General features: G+C 47.6%; 19 protein-coding genes, 2 tRNA genes, 2 rRNA genes and 1 pseudogene (1 of these 24 running past the window's edge). 16 read left to right on the top strand and 8 right to left on the bottom strand.

What is annotated here, in order from left to right; all coding sequences use genetic code 11:
- Window positions 1-19 precede the first annotated feature (19 nt).
- Together RS881_RS49945 and RS881_RS49940 are read right to left on the bottom strand one after the other, a co-directional pair.
- Complete coding sequence (locus RS881_RS49945; RefSeq protein WP_315824871.1) at window positions 20-745, bottom strand: PQQ-dependent sugar dehydrogenase; 726 nt, start codon at window positions 743-745, stop codon at window positions 20-22.
- Window positions 746-905: 160 nt separating this feature from the next.
- Window positions 906-1,109, bottom strand: a complete 204-nt coding sequence (locus tag RS881_RS49940; RefSeq protein ID WP_315817645.1) for a hypothetical protein — start codon at window positions 1,107-1,109, stop codon at window positions 906-908.
- 148 nt (window positions 1,110-1,257) lie between these two features.
- Here RS881_RS49940 and RS881_RS49935 point away from each other — a divergent pair, with 148 nt between their 5' ends.
- The 5 genes and pseudogenes from RS881_RS49935 to RS881_RS49910 all read left to right on the top strand — a co-directional run bounded on the left by RS881_RS49935 (window position 1,258) and on the right by RS881_RS49910 (window position 3,785).
- The gene (locus tag RS881_RS49935) at window positions 1,258-1,578 is read left to right on the top strand and encodes a LemA family protein (RefSeq protein ID WP_315817644.1); all 321 of its coding nucleotides are present in this window, start codon (window positions 1,258-1,260) and stop codon (window positions 1,576-1,578) included.
- Window positions 1,545-1,847 carry a LemA family protein gene (locus RS881_RS49930; RefSeq protein WP_315817643.1) on the top strand — a complete coding sequence of 101 codons (303 nt, stop codon included), beginning with the start codon at window positions 1,545-1,547 and terminating at the stop codon, window positions 1,845-1,847. The genes RS881_RS49935 and RS881_RS49930 overlap by 34 nt, the downstream gene beginning before the upstream one ends.
- A gap of 90 nt (window positions 1,848-1,937) precedes the next feature.
- Complete coding sequence (locus tag RS881_RS49925) at window positions 1,938-2,327, top strand: TPM domain-containing protein (protein ID WP_315824870.1); 390 nt, start codon at window positions 1,938-1,940, stop codon at window positions 2,325-2,327.
- 20 nt (window positions 2,328-2,347) lie between these two features.
- Window positions 2,348-3,143, top strand: a pseudogene (locus RS881_RS49915) (TPM domain-containing protein).
- A gap of 213 nt (window positions 3,144-3,356) precedes the next feature.
- Window positions 3,357-3,785 carry a S41 family peptidase gene (locus RS881_RS49910; protein WP_315817640.1) on the top strand — a complete coding sequence of 143 codons (429 nt, stop codon included), beginning with the start codon at window positions 3,357-3,359 and terminating at the stop codon, window positions 3,783-3,785.
- Window positions 3,786-3,946: 161 nt separating this feature from the next.
- Here RS881_RS49910 and RS881_RS49905 read toward each other — a convergent pair whose 3' ends face one another.
- The 3 genes from RS881_RS49905 to RS881_RS49895 all read right to left on the bottom strand — a co-directional run bounded on the left by RS881_RS49905 (window position 3,947) and on the right by RS881_RS49895 (window position 6,449).
- A complete protein-coding gene (locus tag RS881_RS49905; RefSeq protein WP_315817639.1) occupies window positions 3,947-4,306 on the bottom strand; it encodes a hypothetical protein in 360 nt (119 codons plus the stop codon).
- A gap of 113 nt (window positions 4,307-4,419) precedes the next feature.
- Window positions 4,420-5,214, bottom strand: a complete 795-nt coding sequence (locus tag RS881_RS49900; RefSeq protein ID WP_315817638.1) for a M1 family aminopeptidase — start codon at window positions 5,212-5,214, stop codon at window positions 4,420-4,422.
- Entirely contained in the window at window positions 5,199-6,449 is a 1,251-nt protein-coding gene (locus tag RS881_RS49895) for a M1 family metallopeptidase (protein ID WP_315817637.1), read from the bottom strand. The genes RS881_RS49900 and RS881_RS49895 overlap by 16 nt, the downstream gene beginning before the upstream one ends.
- 124 nt (window positions 6,450-6,573) lie before the next feature.
- Between RS881_RS49895 and RS881_RS49890 the strand changes: the two genes are divergently transcribed.
- From RS881_RS49890 to RS881_RS49860, 7 genes are all read left to right on the top strand, one after another.
- Window positions 6,574-7,779 carry a hypothetical protein gene (locus tag RS881_RS49890; RefSeq protein WP_315817636.1) on the top strand — a complete coding sequence of 402 codons (1,206 nt, stop codon included), beginning with the start codon at window positions 6,574-6,576 and terminating at the stop codon, window positions 7,777-7,779.
- Entirely contained in the window at window positions 7,776-8,078 is a 303-nt protein-coding gene (locus RS881_RS49885; RefSeq protein WP_315817635.1) for a DUF4476 domain-containing protein, read from the top strand. Before RS881_RS49890 ends, RS881_RS49885 begins: the two co-directional genes overlap by 4 nt.
- A gap of 117 nt (window positions 8,079-8,195) precedes the next feature.
- Complete coding sequence (locus RS881_RS49880; protein WP_315817634.1) at window positions 8,196-8,477, top strand: tRNA pseudouridine synthase A; 282 nt, start codon at window positions 8,196-8,198, stop codon at window positions 8,475-8,477.
- 125 nt (window positions 8,478-8,602) lie between these two features.
- Window positions 8,603-8,956 carry a tRNA pseudouridine synthase A gene (locus RS881_RS49875; protein ID WP_315817633.1) on the top strand — a complete coding sequence of 118 codons (354 nt, stop codon included), beginning with the start codon at window positions 8,603-8,605 and terminating at the stop codon, window positions 8,954-8,956.
- A gap of 519 nt (window positions 8,957-9,475) precedes the next feature.
- Window positions 9,476-10,351 carry a GLPGLI family protein gene (locus RS881_RS49870; RefSeq protein ID WP_315817632.1) on the top strand — a complete coding sequence of 292 codons (876 nt, stop codon included), beginning with the start codon at window positions 9,476-9,478 and terminating at the stop codon, window positions 10,349-10,351.
- 3 nt (window positions 10,352-10,354) lie between these two features.
- Window positions 10,355-12,820: a TonB-dependent receptor gene (locus RS881_RS49865; RefSeq protein WP_315817631.1), complete on the top strand. Its 2,466-nt coding sequence runs from the start codon at window positions 10,355-10,357 to the stop codon at window positions 12,818-12,820.
- Window positions 12,792-13,037: a hypothetical protein gene (locus tag RS881_RS49860; RefSeq protein WP_315817630.1), complete on the top strand. Its 246-nt coding sequence runs from the start codon at window positions 12,792-12,794 to the stop codon at window positions 13,035-13,037. Before RS881_RS49865 ends, RS881_RS49860 begins: the two co-directional genes overlap by 29 nt.
- Window positions 13,038-13,047: 10 nt before the next feature.
- On the opposite strand, the gene RS881_RS49855 is transcribed toward RS881_RS49860, so the two are convergent.
- The 3 genes from RS881_RS49855 to RS881_RS49845 are packed head-to-tail and all read right to left on the bottom strand — an operon-like array spanning window position 13,048 to window position 14,778.
- Window positions 13,048-14,355 carry a M56 family metallopeptidase gene (locus tag RS881_RS49855; protein ID WP_315817629.1) on the bottom strand — a complete coding sequence of 436 codons (1,308 nt, stop codon included), beginning with the start codon at window positions 14,353-14,355 and terminating at the stop codon, window positions 13,048-13,050.
- Window positions 14,356-14,413: 58 nt separating this feature from the next.
- Window positions 14,414-14,623 carry a BlaI/MecI/CopY family transcriptional regulator gene (locus RS881_RS49850; RefSeq protein WP_315817628.1) on the bottom strand — a complete coding sequence of 70 codons (210 nt, stop codon included), beginning with the start codon at window positions 14,621-14,623 and terminating at the stop codon, window positions 14,414-14,416.
- Window positions 14,620-14,778 (bottom strand): BlaI/MecI/CopY family transcriptional regulator, encoded by a 159-nt coding sequence (locus RS881_RS49845; protein WP_315817627.1) that lies wholly within the window; start codon window positions 14,776-14,778, stop codon window positions 14,620-14,622. Before RS881_RS49845 ends, RS881_RS49850 begins: the two co-directional genes overlap by 4 nt.
- A gap of 1,006 nt (window positions 14,779-15,784) precedes the next feature.
- Between RS881_RS49845 and RS881_RS49840 the strand changes: the two genes are divergently transcribed.
- From RS881_RS49840 to RS881_RS49825, 4 genes are all read left to right on the top strand, one after another.
- Window positions 15,785-17,311: ribosomal RNA gene (locus RS881_RS49840) — 16S ribosomal RNA — on the top strand.
- 94 nt (window positions 17,312-17,405) lie between these two features.
- Window positions 17,406-17,480 (top strand) — tRNA-Ile (locus RS881_RS49835).
- 16 nt (window positions 17,481-17,496) lie between these two features.
- Window positions 17,497-17,569, top strand: a tRNA-Ala gene (locus tag RS881_RS49830).
- Window positions 17,570-17,868: 299 nt separating this feature from the next.
- Window positions 17,869-19,315, top strand: a 23S ribosomal RNA gene (locus RS881_RS49825); it runs 1,429 nt beyond the window's last position.
- The 16S and 23S rRNA genes sit together here with 2 tRNA genes alongside, the layout of an rRNA operon.

Raw genomic sequence — 19,315 nt, 5'->3', positions numbered from 1 at the left:
AGCTGGGCGCTTGCCTATCCTAATTCGCCTTACTCACCTCTATGATCTTGTCATTACTTCCGTTGCCGGTACAGATATAGACTTTCCCTTGCGGAGCAATGCATACATCACGCATCCTGCCATATTTATTAGTAAAGAAATCGGTACTCTCTGTAACTGCATTACGTGCTTCGTTTAACTTTAGCTGCACCAGGCGGCTATTCTTTAAAGTGGCCAGCAGCAATGAGTTTTTCCATTGAGGTATCAGGTCCTTGTCATAATAGTCCATCCCGCTGGGGGCAATTGTAGGTGACCAGGTCTTGATCGGTTCTCTAACATTGTTGGAAGAACAGAAATTTTGTTCGGCCCCATCACAAAGGCCCTTTACAGTGGGCCAGCCATAATTCCTGCCCTTTTCTATGATATTGAGCTCATCGTCCGAATCGGGACCATGCTCGGAACTATATAGAATATTATTGGCATATACAAGCCCCTGGGCATTGCGGTGCCCCAGGCTCCATAAGGCATTACCTGCTATGGGATTATCGGTTGGTATGCTGCCATCCAGGTTCAATCGCAATATTTTACCATTTACTGAACCAGTATTTTGCGATAGCGGCTGGTCGGCTGCATCACCGGTACTGATAAATAACTTATCACCTACGATCACCAGCCGGCATCCATTGTGATTGGTGGAGGCGGCAATATTGTCCAGGATGATCGTGGGAGCTGTTAAACTGCTGCCGCTATAGGTATAGCGTACGATCTTTTCGCGGTAACTACTTCCGCTATTGTAATTATAAGCTACAAAAACATGGGGGTGCTGGTAAATGATGGATGAAGGACCATACCCAGCAGGCCACCTTCGCCCTGGGCCCTTACATCTGCAATGGTAATCAGTGGGGTTACAGCCCCCGATTGGGGGTTTACGCGGCTGATGCGGCCACCCGCTCCGTCATCCAGATAAAATCATCCGGCCCCCATAGGATCTCCCAAGGTTGTGCTAGATTTTCTGTTAAAACACGATCCGTAATGCCAACAGGCGTGGTGTCTATATCCTTCTCCTTCCCGCTCTTTTTGCAGGTGGTGCATAAGACACACAGGTAGATGGAAAAAACAAGGGTTTTCATGTAATATAATTTAGCAGGTCTGTACTAATGAATACGAAAATTGTGCCCATAAAGGTTGGGGATTATAATTCGTTGAAATACACCATAAAAATTATAGGGCCGCTATTGCAAAAGTGTTAATTTTAATACGTAATCAAATCTTAAACAAATGAAGTCGCGTAATCTTGTACTGATCGTTGTTGTCATTTTTATCCTCATCCTTGGTGGTTGCGGGTGCAGTGGCTATAACAAAATGATTAATCTTGACGAAGATGTAAAAGCAAAATGGGCCAATGTACAAAGTGATTATCAACGCAGGGCCGATCTGATACCCAACCTGGTAAATACGGTAAAGGGAGCAGCCAACTTTGAGCAGGAAACACTGACCAGGGTAGTGGAGGCTCGTGCAAAAGCTACTTCTGTTAATATCAATGCCGGAGACCTGACGCCCGAAAAATGGCGCAGTTCCAACAGGCCCAGGGTGAATTGAGCGGAGCGCTCAGTCGCTTATTGGTTACTGTCGAAAAATATCCCGATCTCAAAGCCAATCAAAACTTCCAGGACCTGCAAAAACAATTGGAAGGGACGGAGAATCGTATAAAGGTATCGCGCAACGATTTCAATACTGCAGTGCAAGGTTATAATTCAACTGTGCGCAGGTTCCCCAATAACCTCTTTTCAGGTATGTTTGGATTCAAGGTGCGTGATGGTTTCAAGGCCGATCCCGGAGCTGAAAGGGCACCGGATGTAAAATTCTAAAACCAAGTCCTATACATTCATGGCATTATTTCCATTCTCCCGAAAAACTGACTTTTTTCTGAAGACGAAAAGAAGCAGGTTGTTGAAGCCATCCAGTCTGCCGAGCTAACTACCAGTGGCGAAGTACGCGTTTTCATAGAAAGCCGTTGCCGCTTTGTGGATCCACTCGACAGGGCTGCCGAACTGTTCTGGCAATTGAAAATGGACTATACTCAGGACCGCAATGCTGTACTGGTATATGTAGCTGTACGCGATCACCAGTTTGCTGTATTTGCCGATCAGGGTATCCATGAAAAAGTAGGCAATGAATTCTGGAATCAGGAAGTGCAGGCCATGCGAAAGCATTTTGTTCAAAACCATTATGCGGATGCGGTGACACAAGTAGTGAAAGATGTGGGCCAGGCTTTGCAGTTCCATTTCCCTTTCAACCGGGAAACTGATAAAAATGAATTGCCGGATGATATCATATTCGGACATTAATCACTGAACAGGAGATATTCATGAAAAGAGTTGTTGCCTTACTGTTTGTCTTGTTATCAATCGTTGCCCATGGTCAGAATATTGATGACATCATCAGGAACAAGCCTACCAAGCTTGTAAATGATCTTGCTGGTGTTTTGGACGCTGCCCGTGTTCAGGAATTGGAACGCAAGCTGGTAGCTTATGACGACAGTACTTCGACGCAGATCGTTATTTTGCTGGTAAGAACGCTGGACAACCGGCCCATTGAAGAAACAGCAACGGCCATCTACCGCAGTTGGGGTATTGGGAATAAAAACCAATAATGGCGTACTCATCCTGGCAGCCATCGACGACAAGCAAATACGTATTGAAGTAGGCTATGGCCTCGAAGGCGCTGTTCCGGATATTACTGCCAACCAGATCATCCGCAATGATATTGGACCTGCTTTCAGGTCGGGTGATTATTATGATGGGTTGGACAAAGCGGCTGAATCCATTATTAAGGCAGCCCGTGGGGAATACAAAGCCCCTGATGGCTATGGCAAACGCAAGGGGCGTGGCGGCGGTATCGGTAATATCATCGGTTTCATTGTCATCATCATCATCATTGCCATCTTTGCCGGTCGTGGCCGGGGAGGCGGTGGCGGTGGTGGCGGATACATGAGCCGCAGAGGATATGGTGACGTATTGACCCCGTTCATCATCGGCAGTCTGCTCGGTGGTGGCAGAGGCGGTGGTGGCGGAGGAGGAGGCTGGTCGGGCGGCGGAGGCGGCGGCTTTGGCGGCTTCGGCGGTGGCAGCAGTGGTGGTGGTGGCGCCAGTGGTTCCTGGTAATATACGCTGACCCCATAAATACATTCAATAGCCCTTGCCTTGCCGGCAGGGGCTATTTTCATAAATAGTGCAAATGTTCCACCTGGCCTGCTGTCCGCATTCTCATCATTAGGTAATAGCGCCTATTTTTATCTCACTTTAATGAAAACACCCCATTTCCAGTTATGCAGATAAAAATGCTATTGTTCTGTTGTCTTTTTCATTTTACAGGTATTGGTACATAGGCTTGGTGTTTACATCAATAACCTTCTTTTTGGATCCGATCTGTCTACCATGTCCATAGGTCTTTTGCGAGATGGCCAAACGATAGCTGCCGAGTTGCCTCTTATCAGGGTTAGTGATACTGCGGCGGCTAGTCAGATCAATAAATACTTTTCTGTCAGCCACAATGCGAGCCCCGGTGCAGTAGCCCAAAATTTACAGGCATATAACATCGCCTACTTCAGGATCAGCAACACCTACCCATTTATTGAGACAACTGCCGATGAAAAGATAAACAGTACCATCGATTCGCTGCTGGCAGTCACTGCAAAAGCAAAGGGTATTATTTTTGATATGCGTGGTTACCCTGATTGGGGTGGATTTGTGACCGGCAATGCCATCTTTTATCCCGGGGTATCGAAGCCCAGCGTACAGGGGTGAAGATCAATATTCCGGTTTATCCTTCAATTGAAGAAGCCTTGAGCAGTGCAGATATCCTCCTTAATAAAGCCGTAGAGCTGATCAATAAAAAGTAACTGAATAAAAAAGGTCGCTGAAATTAAGCGACCTTTTTTATTCAATAAGTATTAGTTCATCATTCCTTAGAATCCAGCTTTATCGCCACCCAACTTCTCTTTCAGGTAGTCGATCTGGGCTTGTAAGGCGGTTTTGTCGGCGGCAACAGCTTTTGCAGCTTCTTTCTTTGTTACAATACCTTTCAGCCAGCCATTAACAATCGCTTCCAGGCCAAAACTCTTGGTTTGTTCACGAAAATCTACAAGGATATCAACACCCTTCTTCAGGTTGTCTGTCTCCTTCACCTTCGACAGGAAATCGGCAAAAGAAGGCAGGAGGTTAAACTTGGCTTGCGACAAAGGCATATCACCAACAGCTTTGGCAATTTGAGGGAAACTGCTTTCATCGCCCGATTTGATCATGGTTTTCATTACTGCACCTACCAAAGCACCCTTGGTTGGTTGACCTGATAAGCGTTTGGCTTCTTTAAAAGCTGCTACGCTATCTATCTTGGCCAGGGCTTCCAGGGCATTTCCTGCAACTGTATAAGAGGAGTCATTTACGTTTTTGGCAAAAGCTCTTTGTAGGCAGGATTGTCGTAGTTCGACAATACCGTCAAAGCAGTAGCGCGTACTGTTGATTTGGGATCGCTCTTCGCAATGCCGGCAATCAGGGGCTCAAAGCTTGCTTTATTGCCCTGGTTCTTCATATCCAGGCGATTCAGTGCCAGACCACGGATGCCAAAGTATTTATCTTTCAGTGCTTCTGTAAGCAAAGCAATGGCACGTGGTTCAGTTTGACTTTTAGCTACAAACTCAACAGCCTCCCGGCGGTCCATATAGTTGCCGGCATACTTGTATTGGTGGATATAATTGTCCAGCGATTTGTTGTCTTTCTTTTCGGCCAGCAATATCTTATCTGCATCCACATTCACCAGGTCGGGTTTGCTGCTATAAGAAAAGGTAAAGGTATCGGCCCTGTTCTCGATCCAAACCTTATTACGAACCTTTGTAGCTCCATTGTAAATATCAATGGCGATGGGCAATTTGAAAACCTTATCGCCAGCCTGGGTTTGCTTTACAATCACCTGTACTTTTTTGGCTGCCTCATCATACACATAATCAATGGTCAATTTGGGGTGACCTGCACCATAATACCATTGGTTCCAGAACCAGTTCAGGTCCTTACCTGTCACTTCTTCAAATGCCAGGCGAAGGTGATGGGCTTCGGCTGCCTTGAACTTATTGGTGGTCAGGTACAGGTTCAGCGCCTTGAAGAAAGCACTATCGCCTACATAATTGCGCAACATGTTTAGAATACGACCACCTTTATTGTAGCTTACCGCATCAAACATGGCTTCCTTATCGGTATAATAAAAACGAACCAGGTCTTTTTATCGCTACCACTTTGCAGGTAACCCTGCATATCGGAATAGTTCTGAGCATCGCCGGCATCTTTACCATATTTATACTCATCCCACAAGGTCTCACTGTAATTGGCGAAAGATTCATTCAGCGTCAGGTTGCTCCAGCTCTCTGAAGTCACATAATCTCCAAACCACTGGTGAAACAGTTCGTGTGCAATGGTGCTTTCCCATCCATTGCCATCTACCAGCTCACGCGCATCCTGTTGGGCACTTTCCTGGTGCAGTGTAGCGGTGGTATTTTCCATGGCGCCACTTACATAATCCCGGCCAACGATCTGTGAATATTTTACCCAGGGATATTCTACTCCTGTAACTTTTGAAAAGAAGGCCATCATTTCCGGTGTATGACCAAAGATCTTCCGGGCTACGGGCGCATATTCTTTTTCTACATAATAGTTCACCTCTTTGCCTTTATAGGTATCCTTGATCACTGAATATTCACCTACACCCATAAAGAACAGGTAAGGGGCATGGGGCAGTTCCATATTCCAGGTATCTGTACGGGTACCATCGGTATTTTTCTTTTGAGCAACCAGTTTACCATTCGATAAGGTAACATACTTTTCAGGTACCGTCATGATCGTTTCCTGCGTTGTTTTCTGGTTGGGCCGGTCAATGGTGGGCACCCAAACTGAAGTGGCTTCCGTTTCGCCTTGTGTCCATATCTGTGTAGGCTTGTCTTTTTCCTCCCCCTTCGGGTTGACAAAATACAAACCCTTGGCATCTGTAATGGCAGCGCTTCCTTTTACCTGCAGCTCATTGGGTTTGGCTGTATATTCAATGTATACTGTATATTTCTCACCACCTTTGTAGGATCTGTCCAGCTTCACATTTAAAAACCATCCATCGTATTCGTATTTCAAAGCTGTGGTAGCAGCCCCTTTTACGATGGCTACCTTTTTGATGTCCATGCCTTTGGCATCTAATGTCAGCGAGTCTGTAGCATAAAAATGCGGTTTCAGCGTTATCCAGGCCTTACCATTCAGGTAAGACTGGGAATAATCAAACCGGGCATCTATTTTAGTATGAACCAGGTCATTGATCATGGGAGCGCTCTCCCGGTATAGCTTCTTCCAGGTAGTGTCCTGGTCAGCCTCATGCGGTTGAGCCCATAGGATTTGAAATGATAGTAAACCAAGCAAACCAAATAATAGCTTCTTCATGAAATGAAATTTATGTGCCGTAAAGATAAGTTCGGCCACCCTTAATATTTGCAAAAAAGGTACAAGTGGCTGTTGACAACCATCAAATAAGTAGTTTTGTCTTAATTAGTAACTTTGGATCTGCATGAAGTGTATTGCTTTTGTTATTACCTTGTTAACTCTGACCTGTACGCTGGCACAGGCGCAGCAGGCGTATTTTATGTTTGTTTGGGCTGATAATCAGCAGCCCTTTTATGTCCGCCTAGACGAGAAAACATACTCTTCATCGGCTATTGGTCACCTTGTTATCCCTCAATTAAAAGATTCTACCTATAGTTTACTCGTAGGGTTTCCCAGAAAGCAGTTTCCGGAGCAGCTCTTCCTGGTTTCCTTCAATAATAAAGACCTGGATTACCAGCTTAAGCATACGCCTGAAGATGGGTGGGTATTATTTAATGCGCAAACATCGGAAGCCATAAAGCCAAAGCAGGACTATATTATAAAGAATCCCACTACTACTTTAGGTGAACGGAAAACGGGTGCATTTGCCACCCTCCTGGCAGGCCTGGTGAACGACTCCTCCGTGATGTACAAGTCACTCACCAAGGTGGATATACCGGTAAAGCCAGCTCCATTGGAAGCTAAAAATGGCCCCGTAGTAACTTCCCCTTCAACGGTTGATTCTGTACAAACTGAAAAGTTGATATTGACTGCAGCCAATGATTCTTTAAAGAAGGATAGCCTACTAATAGCTATGAACCCACCTATTCCTACCAGTGTTGCCAAAGATTCGGTCCAGACCCCCAAGGCGGTCGATTCTCTTACCCTGGTGCAGGAACCAAAAACAGCGGCCCCCTTATCAACGGTAATCCCGGTGCAGGAGTGGTGGAATGACAAGGGTAAAGGATTCATTTATTATGATAGCTCCAGTGCCGGTATGGATACTATTTCCATTATGATCGATTTTGATAAAAATGCCGGATTGGGCACACCCGAAGAAGTGATCGCAGTGCCGGCAAGGGTGGATTCTGTAAAACGAACGGTACTTACACCGGATACTGCCCTGGCCCAAAAGCCAGTTCAGCCGGATAAGGATTCCACTTCAACGGTGGCTGTGAAAATAATACCCGATACCCTGGCCCCCTCTACTCCGGCTACCACTCAGGTTAAGGTAACGCCCGATTCGGCCGCCAAAGAAGAGGTCAAAACCACGCCTGCCAATACGGTAGAGGCTACTGCTGGCACCGGTTCTGTCCCAGCAACCATACCGGTTAAAACGGATAGTGTGGTAGTGAAGAATGAAACGGCTATTGCCGGAGAGGCTACCATCAAAAGCCCATTCTGCTCATGAATTCTGATTGTGTCAATTTTGCTTCGGAATTCGATGTCGATAAGTTACGCGTCAAAATGCTCAATGCGGATAATGCCGACGATAGGATAGCAGCGGCCAAAAAAGTATTCAAAACCAAGTGTTTTGTTACCCGGTATATTCGTGGACTGTCTGAATTATTTCCCAATGACGAAGCCCGGTACAAATTTTTCGATGCGGCTTATCCGTTTGTGTCCGATACGGGCAATTTTCGTCAATTGGTCGACCTCTTCACAGATGATCTTTATATAGCCCGGTTTAAGTCGCTGGTGAGGATGTAAGTAACTGTAGGCTACTGATCCAGGACATTATTTATGGCATGGCGCGTTCTGTGTGCAATTGTTCGCAGCCCGAATCTCATAACGTGTAGCTAAAGGCTTATGTCTTATTTTCGTCCCATGAATCGTTACTTTCTCGAAGTGTGTTACAAAGGAACGGGGTATGCCGGCTTCCAGGTGCAAGAAAATGCCACCACTATACAATATGAGGTGGAGAAAGTAATGGCTGTATTTTTCCGGCAGTCCGTACCATTGACTGGCTCTTCCCGAACGGATGCGGGTGTACATGCGCGGCAAAATTACTTTCATTTCGACAGCAACTTGCCCATCGGTCAGAAGGTGGTGTACAACCTCAATGCCATGTTGCCCCCGATATTGCGATCAATCGCCTGCTGCCTGTAAAAGAAAATGCGCATTGCAGGTTTGATGCTATCGGGAGGGAATATGAATATTTCATCTATCAATCGAAAGCTCCCTTTCTAAACGACCGCGCTTATTTCTTTCCTTATAGGTTTGATCTGGCTGCCATGCAACAGGCGGCTGCGATGATCCTGGCGTATACTGACTTTACGAGTTTCTCCAAACGGAATTCGCAGGTAAGAACGCATAATTGTACGATTCAATACAGTGAATGGGTAGAGCAGGAGGGGGGGCTTACTGTATACCGGGTAAAGGCCAACCGCTTTCTTCGAGGTATGGTGAGGGGCCTTGTGGGTACTATGTTGCAGGTGGGGCGTGGGAGACTTAGTGTAGAGGCATTCCGGAACGTAATAGAAGCCCTGGATTGTAGTAAGGCTGATTTTTCTGTACCGGGTCATGGTTTGTTTTTGGATAAGGTAGTATATCCCGATGGGTATTTTGAAGAAAAGGGCCAGGGCTAAATACTTAAATACCAGCTTACCCGTTAATAGATTGCGCCCTTCTCCTGGCGGATGAAGTGCTCACCAACCCGGTTCATCTTTGTTCGTGTAATTTTATTTGTTCCCTGATCCATATCGTTTATCCGGACAGTTTGCTGTCCAGATGCTGTACGCGCTGGAATATGCTTTCCCGCAGGCCATGCTATCGATTCCTGGCAAGACAGGGATGGCATGTCTATTTAATGTTTGCACATAAAAGCCTGTAATGGCCGCGTCATCAATAGCGGTCATAATTATCCTACATCTCTCTTTGGACTTTTCCTGTCTTTCTATTGTCGGTTGCTGATCCCTAATCGCCGAAGTGCCTGCTTTCTCCTTGCCTTGTAATTTGTGTAATTCGCTAAAAAATCCTGTTGTCACCCACTGTGGCCATGCTGCCTGGCGGCTTTTTTACCCTTCCAATAAAATTCTCACAAACAATGATTTGAATTACTAAACTTTCGTACATTTACGATATAATCGTAGTTTAAATAATTGATTATGAAAATAATTACCACATCAGTACTGTGCCTTATTTTACATCTTGGCGTCTATGCCCAGCAACCTGAGGCCCTCGTTTTAACGGTTAAATACGACTTTATGCATGTGTACGACACTGCCAACCGGGCCAACCCCGTCCGCGAAACCATGTACCTGCTCGTAGGCCAAACCAGCAGTGCCTACCGGCGCAGTCCTGCCGCACCTTTCAACAAACCCGATGCCACGCCGGCCGTAAGCGGTGGTCGTCCAACCATCACCGTATCCGGTATGCCGATGGCCGTCGTTAGTGCTCCGGGGATCAGTGAAGGGGAGTTATTTCAGTATCCTGCTGCCGGAGTCTTCAAAAACTGCATCCACATTGCTATGAATGATTACCTGGTCGAAGACAAGCTGCCCGTCATCAATTGGAAAGTAGGTACCGATACCAAAACCATCGGCGACTTCAACTGCCAGCAGGCTACTGGCAGGTATGCCGGTCGTACTTACACTGTATGGTTCGCTCCCGACCTGCCTTTCCGTAACGGCCCCTGGAAACTGAATGGCCTGCCCGGCCTTATACTCGAAGCCAAAGATGCGACCGGCGATGTAGCCTTCACCTTTTCCGGCTTCACCAAAGCTGATTCCGGGCAGGTGACGACATTCAACAAAACCCGGCTCATCACGACCAACCAGAAAGCTCTTAACCGTGTGCGTGAGGCCTTCGATGAAAGCCCCGTTGCCACGATGCAGGCGCAACTGCCTGCAGGCTCTCCTGCTCCTGCATTGGCCTACCGCCTGCCTTCCGGAAAGACGGTGCGTGGCGAAGAAGCACAGGAACTCATCGAGAAGAAAAGGAAATCGAAGAATCCGAACAACAACCCACTTGAATTGAAATAATTCATGAAAACCCTATTGTGGTGCCTCGTAGCCTTGTGGTTGCAGGCACCCCTGCTGGCGCAGGTAAAACAGCTTACCGGTTACCTCAAAGGCCCGGGTGGGAAACCCTTGCCCCAGGCGAGCGTATCACTCAGGAACAAGCAGGGGCTAATCGTGCATTATGCCATCAGCAATGACAAAGGAAGTTTCCAGTTATCATTGCCCGATACCACTATCCTCACAAGTCTATCGCTCGAAGTCACCCACCTCGGTTACAAAAGACTGCTGACGCCCTTGCAGGAAGGTAAATACACTTATGAGCTACAACTCGAAGAGCAGGCCGTCCTCTTGCCCGAAGTACAGGTAAAGAACAGGCCCATCATCTCCAACAAAGGCGATACCGTCAGTTACAATGTGCGCTCCTTTGCCCAGGAAGAAGACCGCAGCATCGGCGATGTACTCCGCAGGATGCCCGGCATAGAAGTGGGCGACGATGGCAGGATCTACTACAATGGGCAACAGGTCTCCAACCTCTATATTCATGGCGACGACCTCATGGCAGGGCGCTATGGATTAGCTACCAAAGTCATCAACAAAGAACTCATTCAGAGTGTCGATGTCATCAAAAACCACCAGCCTATTAAGGTCTTGCAGGATAAAACAACTTCCGATGCCGTCGCCGTCAACCTGGTATTGAAAGATGAGAACAGCCTTTCCCTCACGGGTCAGGCGATGCTGGCCGGTGGCTGGCCAAAACTATATGATGCGGCCCTCAATACTATCCTTCTCAACAAGAGCATGAAGATGATCAACGCTGCAAAGTCCAATAACAGCGGTGTCGATTACCAAAGCGATTATGAGCAATTGGGTTCCGATGCATTTTCATCCTCAGGAGGGGGCGCCACACCCTCCAATCTGCTGTCGGGCGGCACGGTACCCAACCCCGATCTGCCGCGCCGCAACTACTATTTCAACAGGTCTGGCCTCATCAACCTCAACCACCTCGTCAACAACAAAAAAGGCGTCCAGTTCCGCACCAACGTGCAGGGCTTTAGCGACCGGCAGACCTTCGATTACAGCAGCACGGTGGAGCAATACCTGACAGGCGATACCATCGTATACCACGAAAAGCAGGACGCCCTGCGCAAGCCCTGGTTTATCAACGGCGCCTTCACCGTCATGGCCAATACCAACAAATATTATATCCGCAATAAGACCGACGTTCAGCTCAAGGGGGACTACAACGGCAGTCGGTTGCAAAGCAATACGCTCAACTTTGGACAGCAATTGCGCAACCGGCAGCAGATCTTCTCCAACGATTTCGACTTTAAGCCTTTCTCCAAAAGCAGGAACCTGTTGGATATCCATCTTTACACCAGCTTTGCTACCAATCCACAGCGCTTGTTCGTAGATGAGGGCCTGCACAGCGAAATACTCAACGATAGCCTGCCCTATGCAGCCATCCTTCAGCAGGCCCGCATACCTGGCTGGTACAACGAAGCATCACTGGGTTACATCGTTCCTTCCAATACCAGGTGGATCACCCAGGAATATAAAGTAGGATTCTCCAGCGAGCAGCAAACACTCATCTCCAATCTGGAACTTGTACAGGACAATGGTAGCATCAAAGGCTATGAAGGAGATGTTGGTAACGATCTCCGCTGGCGGCGCAACGTCCTCCAGGCTTCCGCAAAATATTCACTCAGCAAAGGGCGCTTCCATGCCAGTCTTTTTGTACCCTTCACCTGGCAGGGCATCCGCTATCGCCAGACCGGATATACGCTCGATAACCGCGACCGACAGTTCTTCATGAATCCTACGGGCTGGGTAAAGTACCGGATCAATGTAGAAGATCACCTCCAATTCAGTTACCGGTATAATATCAATATGGGTAGTATTTCCGGCGTGTACCGGGGCGCTATTCTTACCAACTATCGCTCCCTGCGGGCCAATGATGCCGGATTGCAGGAACATTCCATGTCCAATGCCAGCCTCAACTATAGCTTTCAACGTGCCATCATCATGCTTTTCATCAATGCTGGTGTTGCCTACACCCAAACCTCTGTCAATAGTCTCTATGCTTCCATCATCACCGACAATATCCAGCGCAGTATCTTACTGCCTTATGAGAACGATCAGAGCAGTTTCTCGGCCAATGCCGGCATCAGCAAATACCTCTTTGCCCTCAAAAGTACCGTATCTGTAAAAGGTACTTTCTCCCAGGGCGTTACAATCAGTTCATTAACGATCAGTTCCTGCCCTACGACAACAATCATACATCGTTGCAGGCAACCATCGAAAGCAAGCCCTTTGGTAAGTTCAGCCTGCGTTACAATGGTAGTTCCAGTTGGAGCAACAGTCGTCAGCGCGACCTGGTCACAGCCGCAAAAACATCACCAATCGCATGAACAGGATCGATCAGCATATCGTGTTTGGTATCACGCCCCTCAAGAACGTATTCATGAACTTCACTGCCCGTCATCTCCATAGCCGGCAGCCGCAGGTATCCACGGTCAGCTACCTGTTTATGGATCTCAACCTGCGCTACAAGCACAAGGCCTGGCGCACGGACTTCGAGTTCGATCTTACGAATATCGCTAATGTAAATACGTACGAATTGTACAGGGTAAGCAGTAATTTATTCTCTGCCGACCGGTACCAGATCAGGGGTAGGATGGCCGTACTCAGGGCCACTTTCAATCTGTAAAAAGTAATGGTTATGGCTGTGCGCGACCGATCACTGTTACCTGCTGGAGCTTGCCTTTCGAAGAATCGGCCGGTGGTGCGACACGGATACCATTTACACGGCGAATGGTGGGAAAGCCTGTTACGATCACTTCATCCGGCACGGGTACACCTGCTACTTGTTTTGGAGTTGCCCGGCCCATAAGATTGGATGTGCCCGCAGGGCTTAATTTGTCTGCAGCAGCCGTAGCAGGCGTTTCATATAGGCGTTCCTGGATACCCTGGCGGAGTGGCTGACCCACCAGCTCCCGGACAGGAGGATTCGCCGCTGCTTCCTGTTCCTGGGAATTGGATCGGTTGGCAAGAGGACGGATCGTTATTTGCACAGGCTGCCTGCCTGTGCGTGACGGGTTAGCGGCTGTTTGGGCATCCGGCGCTGATAAACTGAGGACAGTATTGGGGGTGGTAGCAGGCTCGTTGATTGTTGTGGCAGATGTCAGGATCACCTCCTCCAACGCTTTGGTAGCGGCTTGCAAAGGTTGCCGCACGGTGATCGAAAACGCCAGGGTGATCAGGAGCAACACGGGTAATAGTAAAGCATAGCGCCCCAGTGTCAATTTTGAAGAACGACGTACATTCATCATGCGGATCCTTTTCTTCAGGTCTACGAGGTTGAAGTCGTTTGCGATAAGTGGGGTAGCAGCAGGTGCGCCTATATGCAGCAATGTATATTGGTATGTTTTTTTATCTGCTCCTGCTTCCAATACCTGTTCATCGGCAATGAATTCCAGGTTTTCCCTGATCGCTTTCCGGATAATCCAGGTCGCGGGGTTGAACCAGTTCAAGGTAAAGCACAGTTCGGCCAGCAATACATCCACGGTATGCCGCTGCCGTACATGAATATGTTCATGGGCTACGATTGTCAGCAATTCCTCCTCGCTATGCTCTGCGGGATTGATATATATATGTTTACCGAACGAAAAAGGGCTCATGGATACATTGATCAATCGAACGGGCATGTCTCCAATGAAGGCAGGGGCCGATTGGCGATGGATGTGGTACAATGATAAAAACTGCCGCAGGATCCGGAACAGCATTACTGTTGATCCAATATAAAAGAGGAGAAATACCCGGGTCATATAAGGATGCATCGCTTCTGTTGTCACCATCGTCCTGAGCTGTTGGGTAAATTCCGGTACGACGGCCATAGCTGTCTCCTGTGCAAACAGCGGCGACAGGTCGATCAATGGATACAGCATGGCGAAGCCAATGCCAAACAAGAGGAAAGCCCGGTTGGCTGTATAGAATGTGAGGCGACGCAGGATACCGTAGTAAGCCACTGCGAAGAGCAGCAGTACCAGGTTGATCTTGAAGAGGGCGATGAAGAAGGGGGCATGCTTACTGTTTTTCCTCGTTATCGATTAGGTTGATGATCTCTTTCAGTTCGTCTTTGCTGATCTTATTCTCTTTTGCGAAGAAGGTTACAAGTTCCTTGTAAGAACTGGAGAAGAAGTTGTTGACGACGCCGTTTACGGAGCGTTTCTTGTATTCGCTCTCCCTGACCTTGGCGCTGTAGCGAAAAGCATTGGCGATGCGCTCACTTTTCACGAAGCCTTTTTCTCGAGGTTCTTGATTGTTGATGCCAGTGTGGTGTAAGGCAGCCTGATGGGGTACATGGCTGTCATAAAATCTTTCACGAAGCCGGGGCCAACTTTCCAGATGGCGATCATTACAGCTTCTTCATGTGGGGGCAATTGTTCCATAATATCAACGGGATATTCGGAAAAATACGAAAATTACGGAGAATAAAGTATTAATTTTCAATGCCTGGAGGGTGGCTATTGGATACCTGGATGATTCAAAGTGGGGTGGTTGGACAGGAAATGGCAGCCGGAAAGCCTGGGTAGTCTATGGAACTTGACCAGATCCCTAGTCCTCCCCTGGTGAGTGCGCAGGTACTAAAGGGAATGTTTGGGCCATTCTACTCGGGAAATAGTAGGGTGCGTAGGCTATTCACCCCGAATTCCGAGACTATCCTTAGGTTTCCGGGTAACCGGCAAGCTGAAACTGGCAACTTGCTCTGGCACCTGGCAAACAGCAATTATCTCGCTTAGGACCTGGGACATGTATGTAGAAGCTAGCTTTCAACAGCTTGCGGCTAAAAAAACTTTCCCGCTACAAGGCCCGTCCACATTGGGTTTTAAGAAATGGGTATCAATTTTTTTCAAAAGATTTGGTGGAAGGTTAACATCCCCCTATCTTTGCGGCCCGCTTAGGAAAAAAAAAGAGGTACAGAAACAGAGGAAAAACGAGATCACAACCAGGCGTAGTTTATCACTTAGTTCTTTGATTACTAATAAGTTGCGATATAAAAGAAAAAAGAAAAAAGAGAAAAAATTTGGTAGTGAAAATGGAGCCTCTTATCTTTGCAGCCCGCTCTAAAAAAATAGAGCATTAGTTCTTCAAAAAAGCAAGTCTCACACGCAGGTAACTACATGAGGAAGAGAGCGAAAGGAGAGAGGAAAAACTTGTTAAAAAAGTCGAGAAAAAGTTTGTTAGTAATAAAAAGACTTTTACCTTTGCAACCCCAATCAAACGGGTCGGCAAAAAAGGGGCCTGAAAATGGTTCTGGTAAAGTCGAAAAGATCTTTGAAAGTTTGGAAGCAATAGCACATAGATTGTAAGATTTATGGTAAATCTGAAGCGAAATCATTATTAGATCAAACGTTAATTTTCCAAGAGAAAATTAGCTAGGTCAAAAACTCATTTACAATGGAGAGTTTGATCCTGGCTCAGGATGAACGCTAGCGGCAGGCTTAATACATGCAAGTCGTGGGGCAGCACAGTGTAGCAATACATGGGTGGCGACCGGCAAACGGGTGCGGAACACGTACGCAACCTTCCTTCAAGTGGGGATAGCCCGGGGAAACCCGGATTAATACCCCGTAATACTGTGAGATGGCATCATCTTACACTTATAGCTCCGGCGCTTGAAGATGGGCGTGCGCCTGATTAGGTAGTTGGCGGGGTAACGGCCCACCAAGCCTTCGATCAGTAACTGGTGTGAGAGCACGACCAGTCACACGGGCACTGAGACACGGGCCCGACTCCTACGGGAGGCAGCAGTAAGGAATATTGGTCAATGGACGCAAGTCTGAACCAGCCATGCCGCGTGGAGGATGAAGGCCCTCTGGGTTGTAAACTTCTTTTATCTGAGAAGAAATCGGACCTTTCTAGGGCCGTTGACGGTACCAGATGAATAAGCACCGGCTAACTCCGTGCCAGCAGCCGCGGTAATACGGAGGGTGCAAGCGTTATCCGGATTCACTGGGTTTAAAGGGTGCGTAGGTGGGTTGGTAAGTCAGTGGTGAAATCTCCGAGCTTAACTTGGAAACTGCCGTTGATACTATCAATCTTGAATATCGCGTAGGTAAGCGGAATATGTCATGTAGCGGTGAAATGCTTAGATATGACATAGAACACCAATTGCGAAGGCAGCTTACTTCACGATCATTGACACTGAGGCACGAAAGCGTGGGGAGCAAACAGGATTAGATACCCTGGTAGTCCACGCCCTAAACGATGGATACTCGACATTAGCGATACACTGTTAGTGTCTGAGCGAAAGCATTAAGTATCCCACCTGGGAAGTACGACCGCAAGGTTGAAACTCAAAGGAATTGGCGGGGGTCCGCACAAGCGGTGGAGCATGTGGTTTAATTCGATGATACGCGAGGAACCTTACCTGGGCTAGAATGCGGTTTGACCGTGGGTGAAAGCTCACTTTGTAGCAATACACAGATCGTAAGGTGCTGCATGGCTGTCGTCAGCTCGTGCCGTGAGGTGTTGGGTTAAGTCCCGCAACGAGCGCAACCCCCATCATTAGTTGCCATCAGGTCAAGCTGGGAACTCTAATGAAACTGCCGTCGTAAGACGCGAGGAAGGAGGGGATGATGTCAAGTCATCATGGCCTTTATGCCCAGGGCTACACACGTGCTACAATGGAGAGGACAAAGGGCTGCCACTTGGTGACAAGGAGCTAATCCCAAAAACCTCTTCTCAGTTCAGATTGAGTCTGCAACTCGACTCCATGAAGCTGGAATCGCTAGTAATCGTATATCAGCAATGATACGGTGAATACGTTCCCGGACCTTGCACACACCGCCCGTCAAGCCATGGAAGCTGGGTGTACCTAAAGTCGGTAACCGCAAGGAGCCGCCTAGGGTAAAACTAGTGACTGGGGCTAAGTCGTAACAAGGTAGCCGTATCGGAAGGTGCGGCTGGAATACCTCCTTTTAGAGACTGCTCGGATTTTTTAGTTATTGCTTCTTTTAACTTTCAATTACACTTTTAAGTTCTTTCAATAGTAACCCGAATAGAGGTGCTACCTAGATCCGTAGCTCAGCCTGGTTAGAGCACTACACTGATAATGTAGGGGTCAGCAGTTCAAATCTGCTCGGGTCTACTTATAATTAACTACTGGGGGTTAGCTCAGTTGGCTAGAGCATCTGCCTTGCACGCAGAGGGTCATCGGTTCGACTCCGATATCCTCCACTAAACACAGTAGGGTGGTTAGCTCAGTTGGATAGATACATCCCGACTTACAGTCGGGAGGGTCATCGGTTCGACTCTGATATCCTCCACAGTAATAACAACAAGTTCTTTTAATGAGTAAGATAAGGCCTGAGAGGCTATCAATGGTTCGTAACCATATTATCTACACCGTTTCTTTGGTAAAGAAAATGTATTAATTATCAAATTAGTAGATTTCCAAATTATCAAATTAACAAGCTCTTTGACATATTGGGTAGTAATAATTTAAGTTGTAAATGACGAGTAATAGTAATAACTCTTTTAAAGCACTTAAGGGCGTATGGTGGATGCCTTGGCTCTGAGAGACGATGAAGGACGTGGTAAGCTGCGATAAGCTTCGGGGAGCTGCACACAAGCGTTATATCCGAAGATTTCCGAATGGGACAACCCGGCATACTGAAGGTATGTCACTCCGCAAGGAGAGTCAACCCTGGGAACTGAAACATCTAAGTACCAGGAGGAAAAGAAAACAATAGTGATTCCCCAAGTAGTGGCGAGCGAAAAGGGAATAGCCCAAACCGGTGTAGCGTGCTGCACCGGGGTTGTAGGACCACATTTAGAAACCAATTTCAAGTCGAACCATCTGGAAAGTTGGACCATAGCAGGTGATAGTCCTGTAGGCACAAATAATTGGGGACGCGTGGTATCCTGAGTACGGCGGGACCGGAGGAATCCTGCCTGAATCTGCCAGCACCATCTGGTAAGGCTAAATACTCCTCAGAGACCGATAGTGAACCAGTACCGTAAGGGAAAGGTGAAAAGCACCCTAAACAAGGGAGTGAAATAGTACCTGAAACCGTACGCCTACAAGCGGTCGGAGCCTGGCAACGGGTGACGGCGTGCCTTTTGCATAATGAGCCTACGAGTTACTCCTCACTGGCGAGGTTAAGTTCTTAAGTAACGGAGCCGTAGCGAAAGCGAGTCCGAATAGGGCGACTAGTCAGTGGGGGTAGACGCGAAACTTTGTGATCTATCCATGAGCAGGTTGAAGGTGTGGTAACACACACTGGAGGACCGAACCCGTTAGCGTTGAAAAGCTTTGGGATGACTTGTGGATAGGGGTGAAAGGCCAATCAAACTGAGAGATAGCTCGTTCTCCCCGAAATGTTTTTAGGAACAGCCTCGGATATAGATGTTTGCTAGAGGTAGAGCTACTGATTGGGCTAGGGGCTTCACCGCCTACCAAACCCTGACAAACTCCGAATGCTAGCAAATTTCTCCGGGAGTGAGGCTGCGGGTGCTAAGATCCGTGGCCGAGAGGGAAATAACCCAGATTAGCAGCTAAGGTCCCTAAGCGTATGTTAAGTTGATCAAACGAGGTGGGATTTCTATAACAGCCAGGATGTTGGCTTGGAAGCAGCCATTCATTTAAAGAGTGCGTAACAGCTCACTGGTCGAGAGATCCTGCACGGAAAATAATCGGGCATCAAACATACCACCGAAGCTCTAAATTCAACAGCAATGTTGAGTGGTAGGGGAGCATTGACATCTGCATCGAAGGTGCACGGCGACGTGTGCTGGAGCGTTGTCAAAAGAAAATGTAGGCATAAGTAGCGATAAAAGTAGTGAAAAACTACTTCACCGTAAGACTAAGGGTTCCTGATCAACGTTAATCGGATCAGGGTTAGTCGGGTCCTTAGGCAAAGCCGAAAGGCGCAGCTGATGGAAAACTGGTTAATATTCCAGTACCTGCTTTAGTTCCGATGG

Source organism: Paraflavitalea speifideaquila, assembly GCF_032395985.1.
In the GTDB taxonomy this organism is placed as follows: Bacteria; Bacteroidota; Bacteroidia; order Chitinophagales; family Chitinophagaceae; genus Paraflavitalea; species Paraflavitalea speifideaquila.
Note: the sequence above shows the minus strand (reverse complement) of the source record. Positions and strands in the feature narration are given on the sequence as shown.

Coding starts and splice junctions, on each gene's coding strand:
- RS881_RS49895 (WP_315817637.1), bottom strand. CDS start 6,449: ATGAAGAAGCTATTATTTGGTTTGCTTGGTTTACTATCATTTCAAATC.
- RS881_RS49930 (WP_315817643.1), top strand. CDS start 1,545: ATGGCGCAGTTCCAACAGGCCCAGGGTGAATTGAGCGGAGCGCTCAGT.
- RS881_RS49865 (WP_315817631.1), top strand. CDS start 10,355: ATGAAAACCCTATTGTGGTGCCTCGTAGCCTTGTGGTTGCAGGCACCC.
- RS881_RS49880 (WP_315817634.1), top strand. CDS start 8,196: ATGAATCGTTACTTTCTCGAAGTGTGTTACAAAGGAACGGGGTATGCC.
- RS881_RS49845 (WP_315817627.1), bottom strand. CDS start 14,778: ATGGAACAATTGCCCCCACATGAAGAAGCTGTAATGATCGCCATCTGG.
- RS881_RS49900 (WP_315817638.1), bottom strand. CDS start 5,214: ATGTTTGATGCGGTAAGCTACAATAAAGGTGGTCGTATTCTAAACATG.
- RS881_RS49870 (WP_315817632.1), top strand. CDS start 9,476: ATGAAAATAATTACCACATCAGTACTGTGCCTTATTTTACATCTTGGC.
- RS881_RS49890 (WP_315817636.1), top strand. CDS start 6,574: ATGAAGTGTATTGCTTTTGTTATTACCTTGTTAACTCTGACCTGTACG.
- RS881_RS49860 (WP_315817630.1), top strand. CDS start 12,792: ATGAACTTCACTGCCCGTCATCTCCATAGCCGGCAGCCGCAGGTATCC.
- RS881_RS49875 (WP_315817633.1), top strand. CDS start 8,603: ATGCAACAGGCGGCTGCGATGATCCTGGCGTATACTGACTTTACGAGT.
- RS881_RS49935 (WP_315817644.1), top strand. CDS start 1,258: ATGAAGTCGCGTAATCTTGTACTGATCGTTGTTGTCATTTTTATCCTC.
- RS881_RS49940 (WP_315817645.1), bottom strand. CDS start 1,109: ATGAAAACCCTTGTTTTTTCCATCTACCTGTGTGTCTTATGCACCACC.
- RS881_RS49885 (WP_315817635.1), top strand. CDS start 7,776: ATGAATTCTGATTGTGTCAATTTTGCTTCGGAATTCGATGTCGATAAG.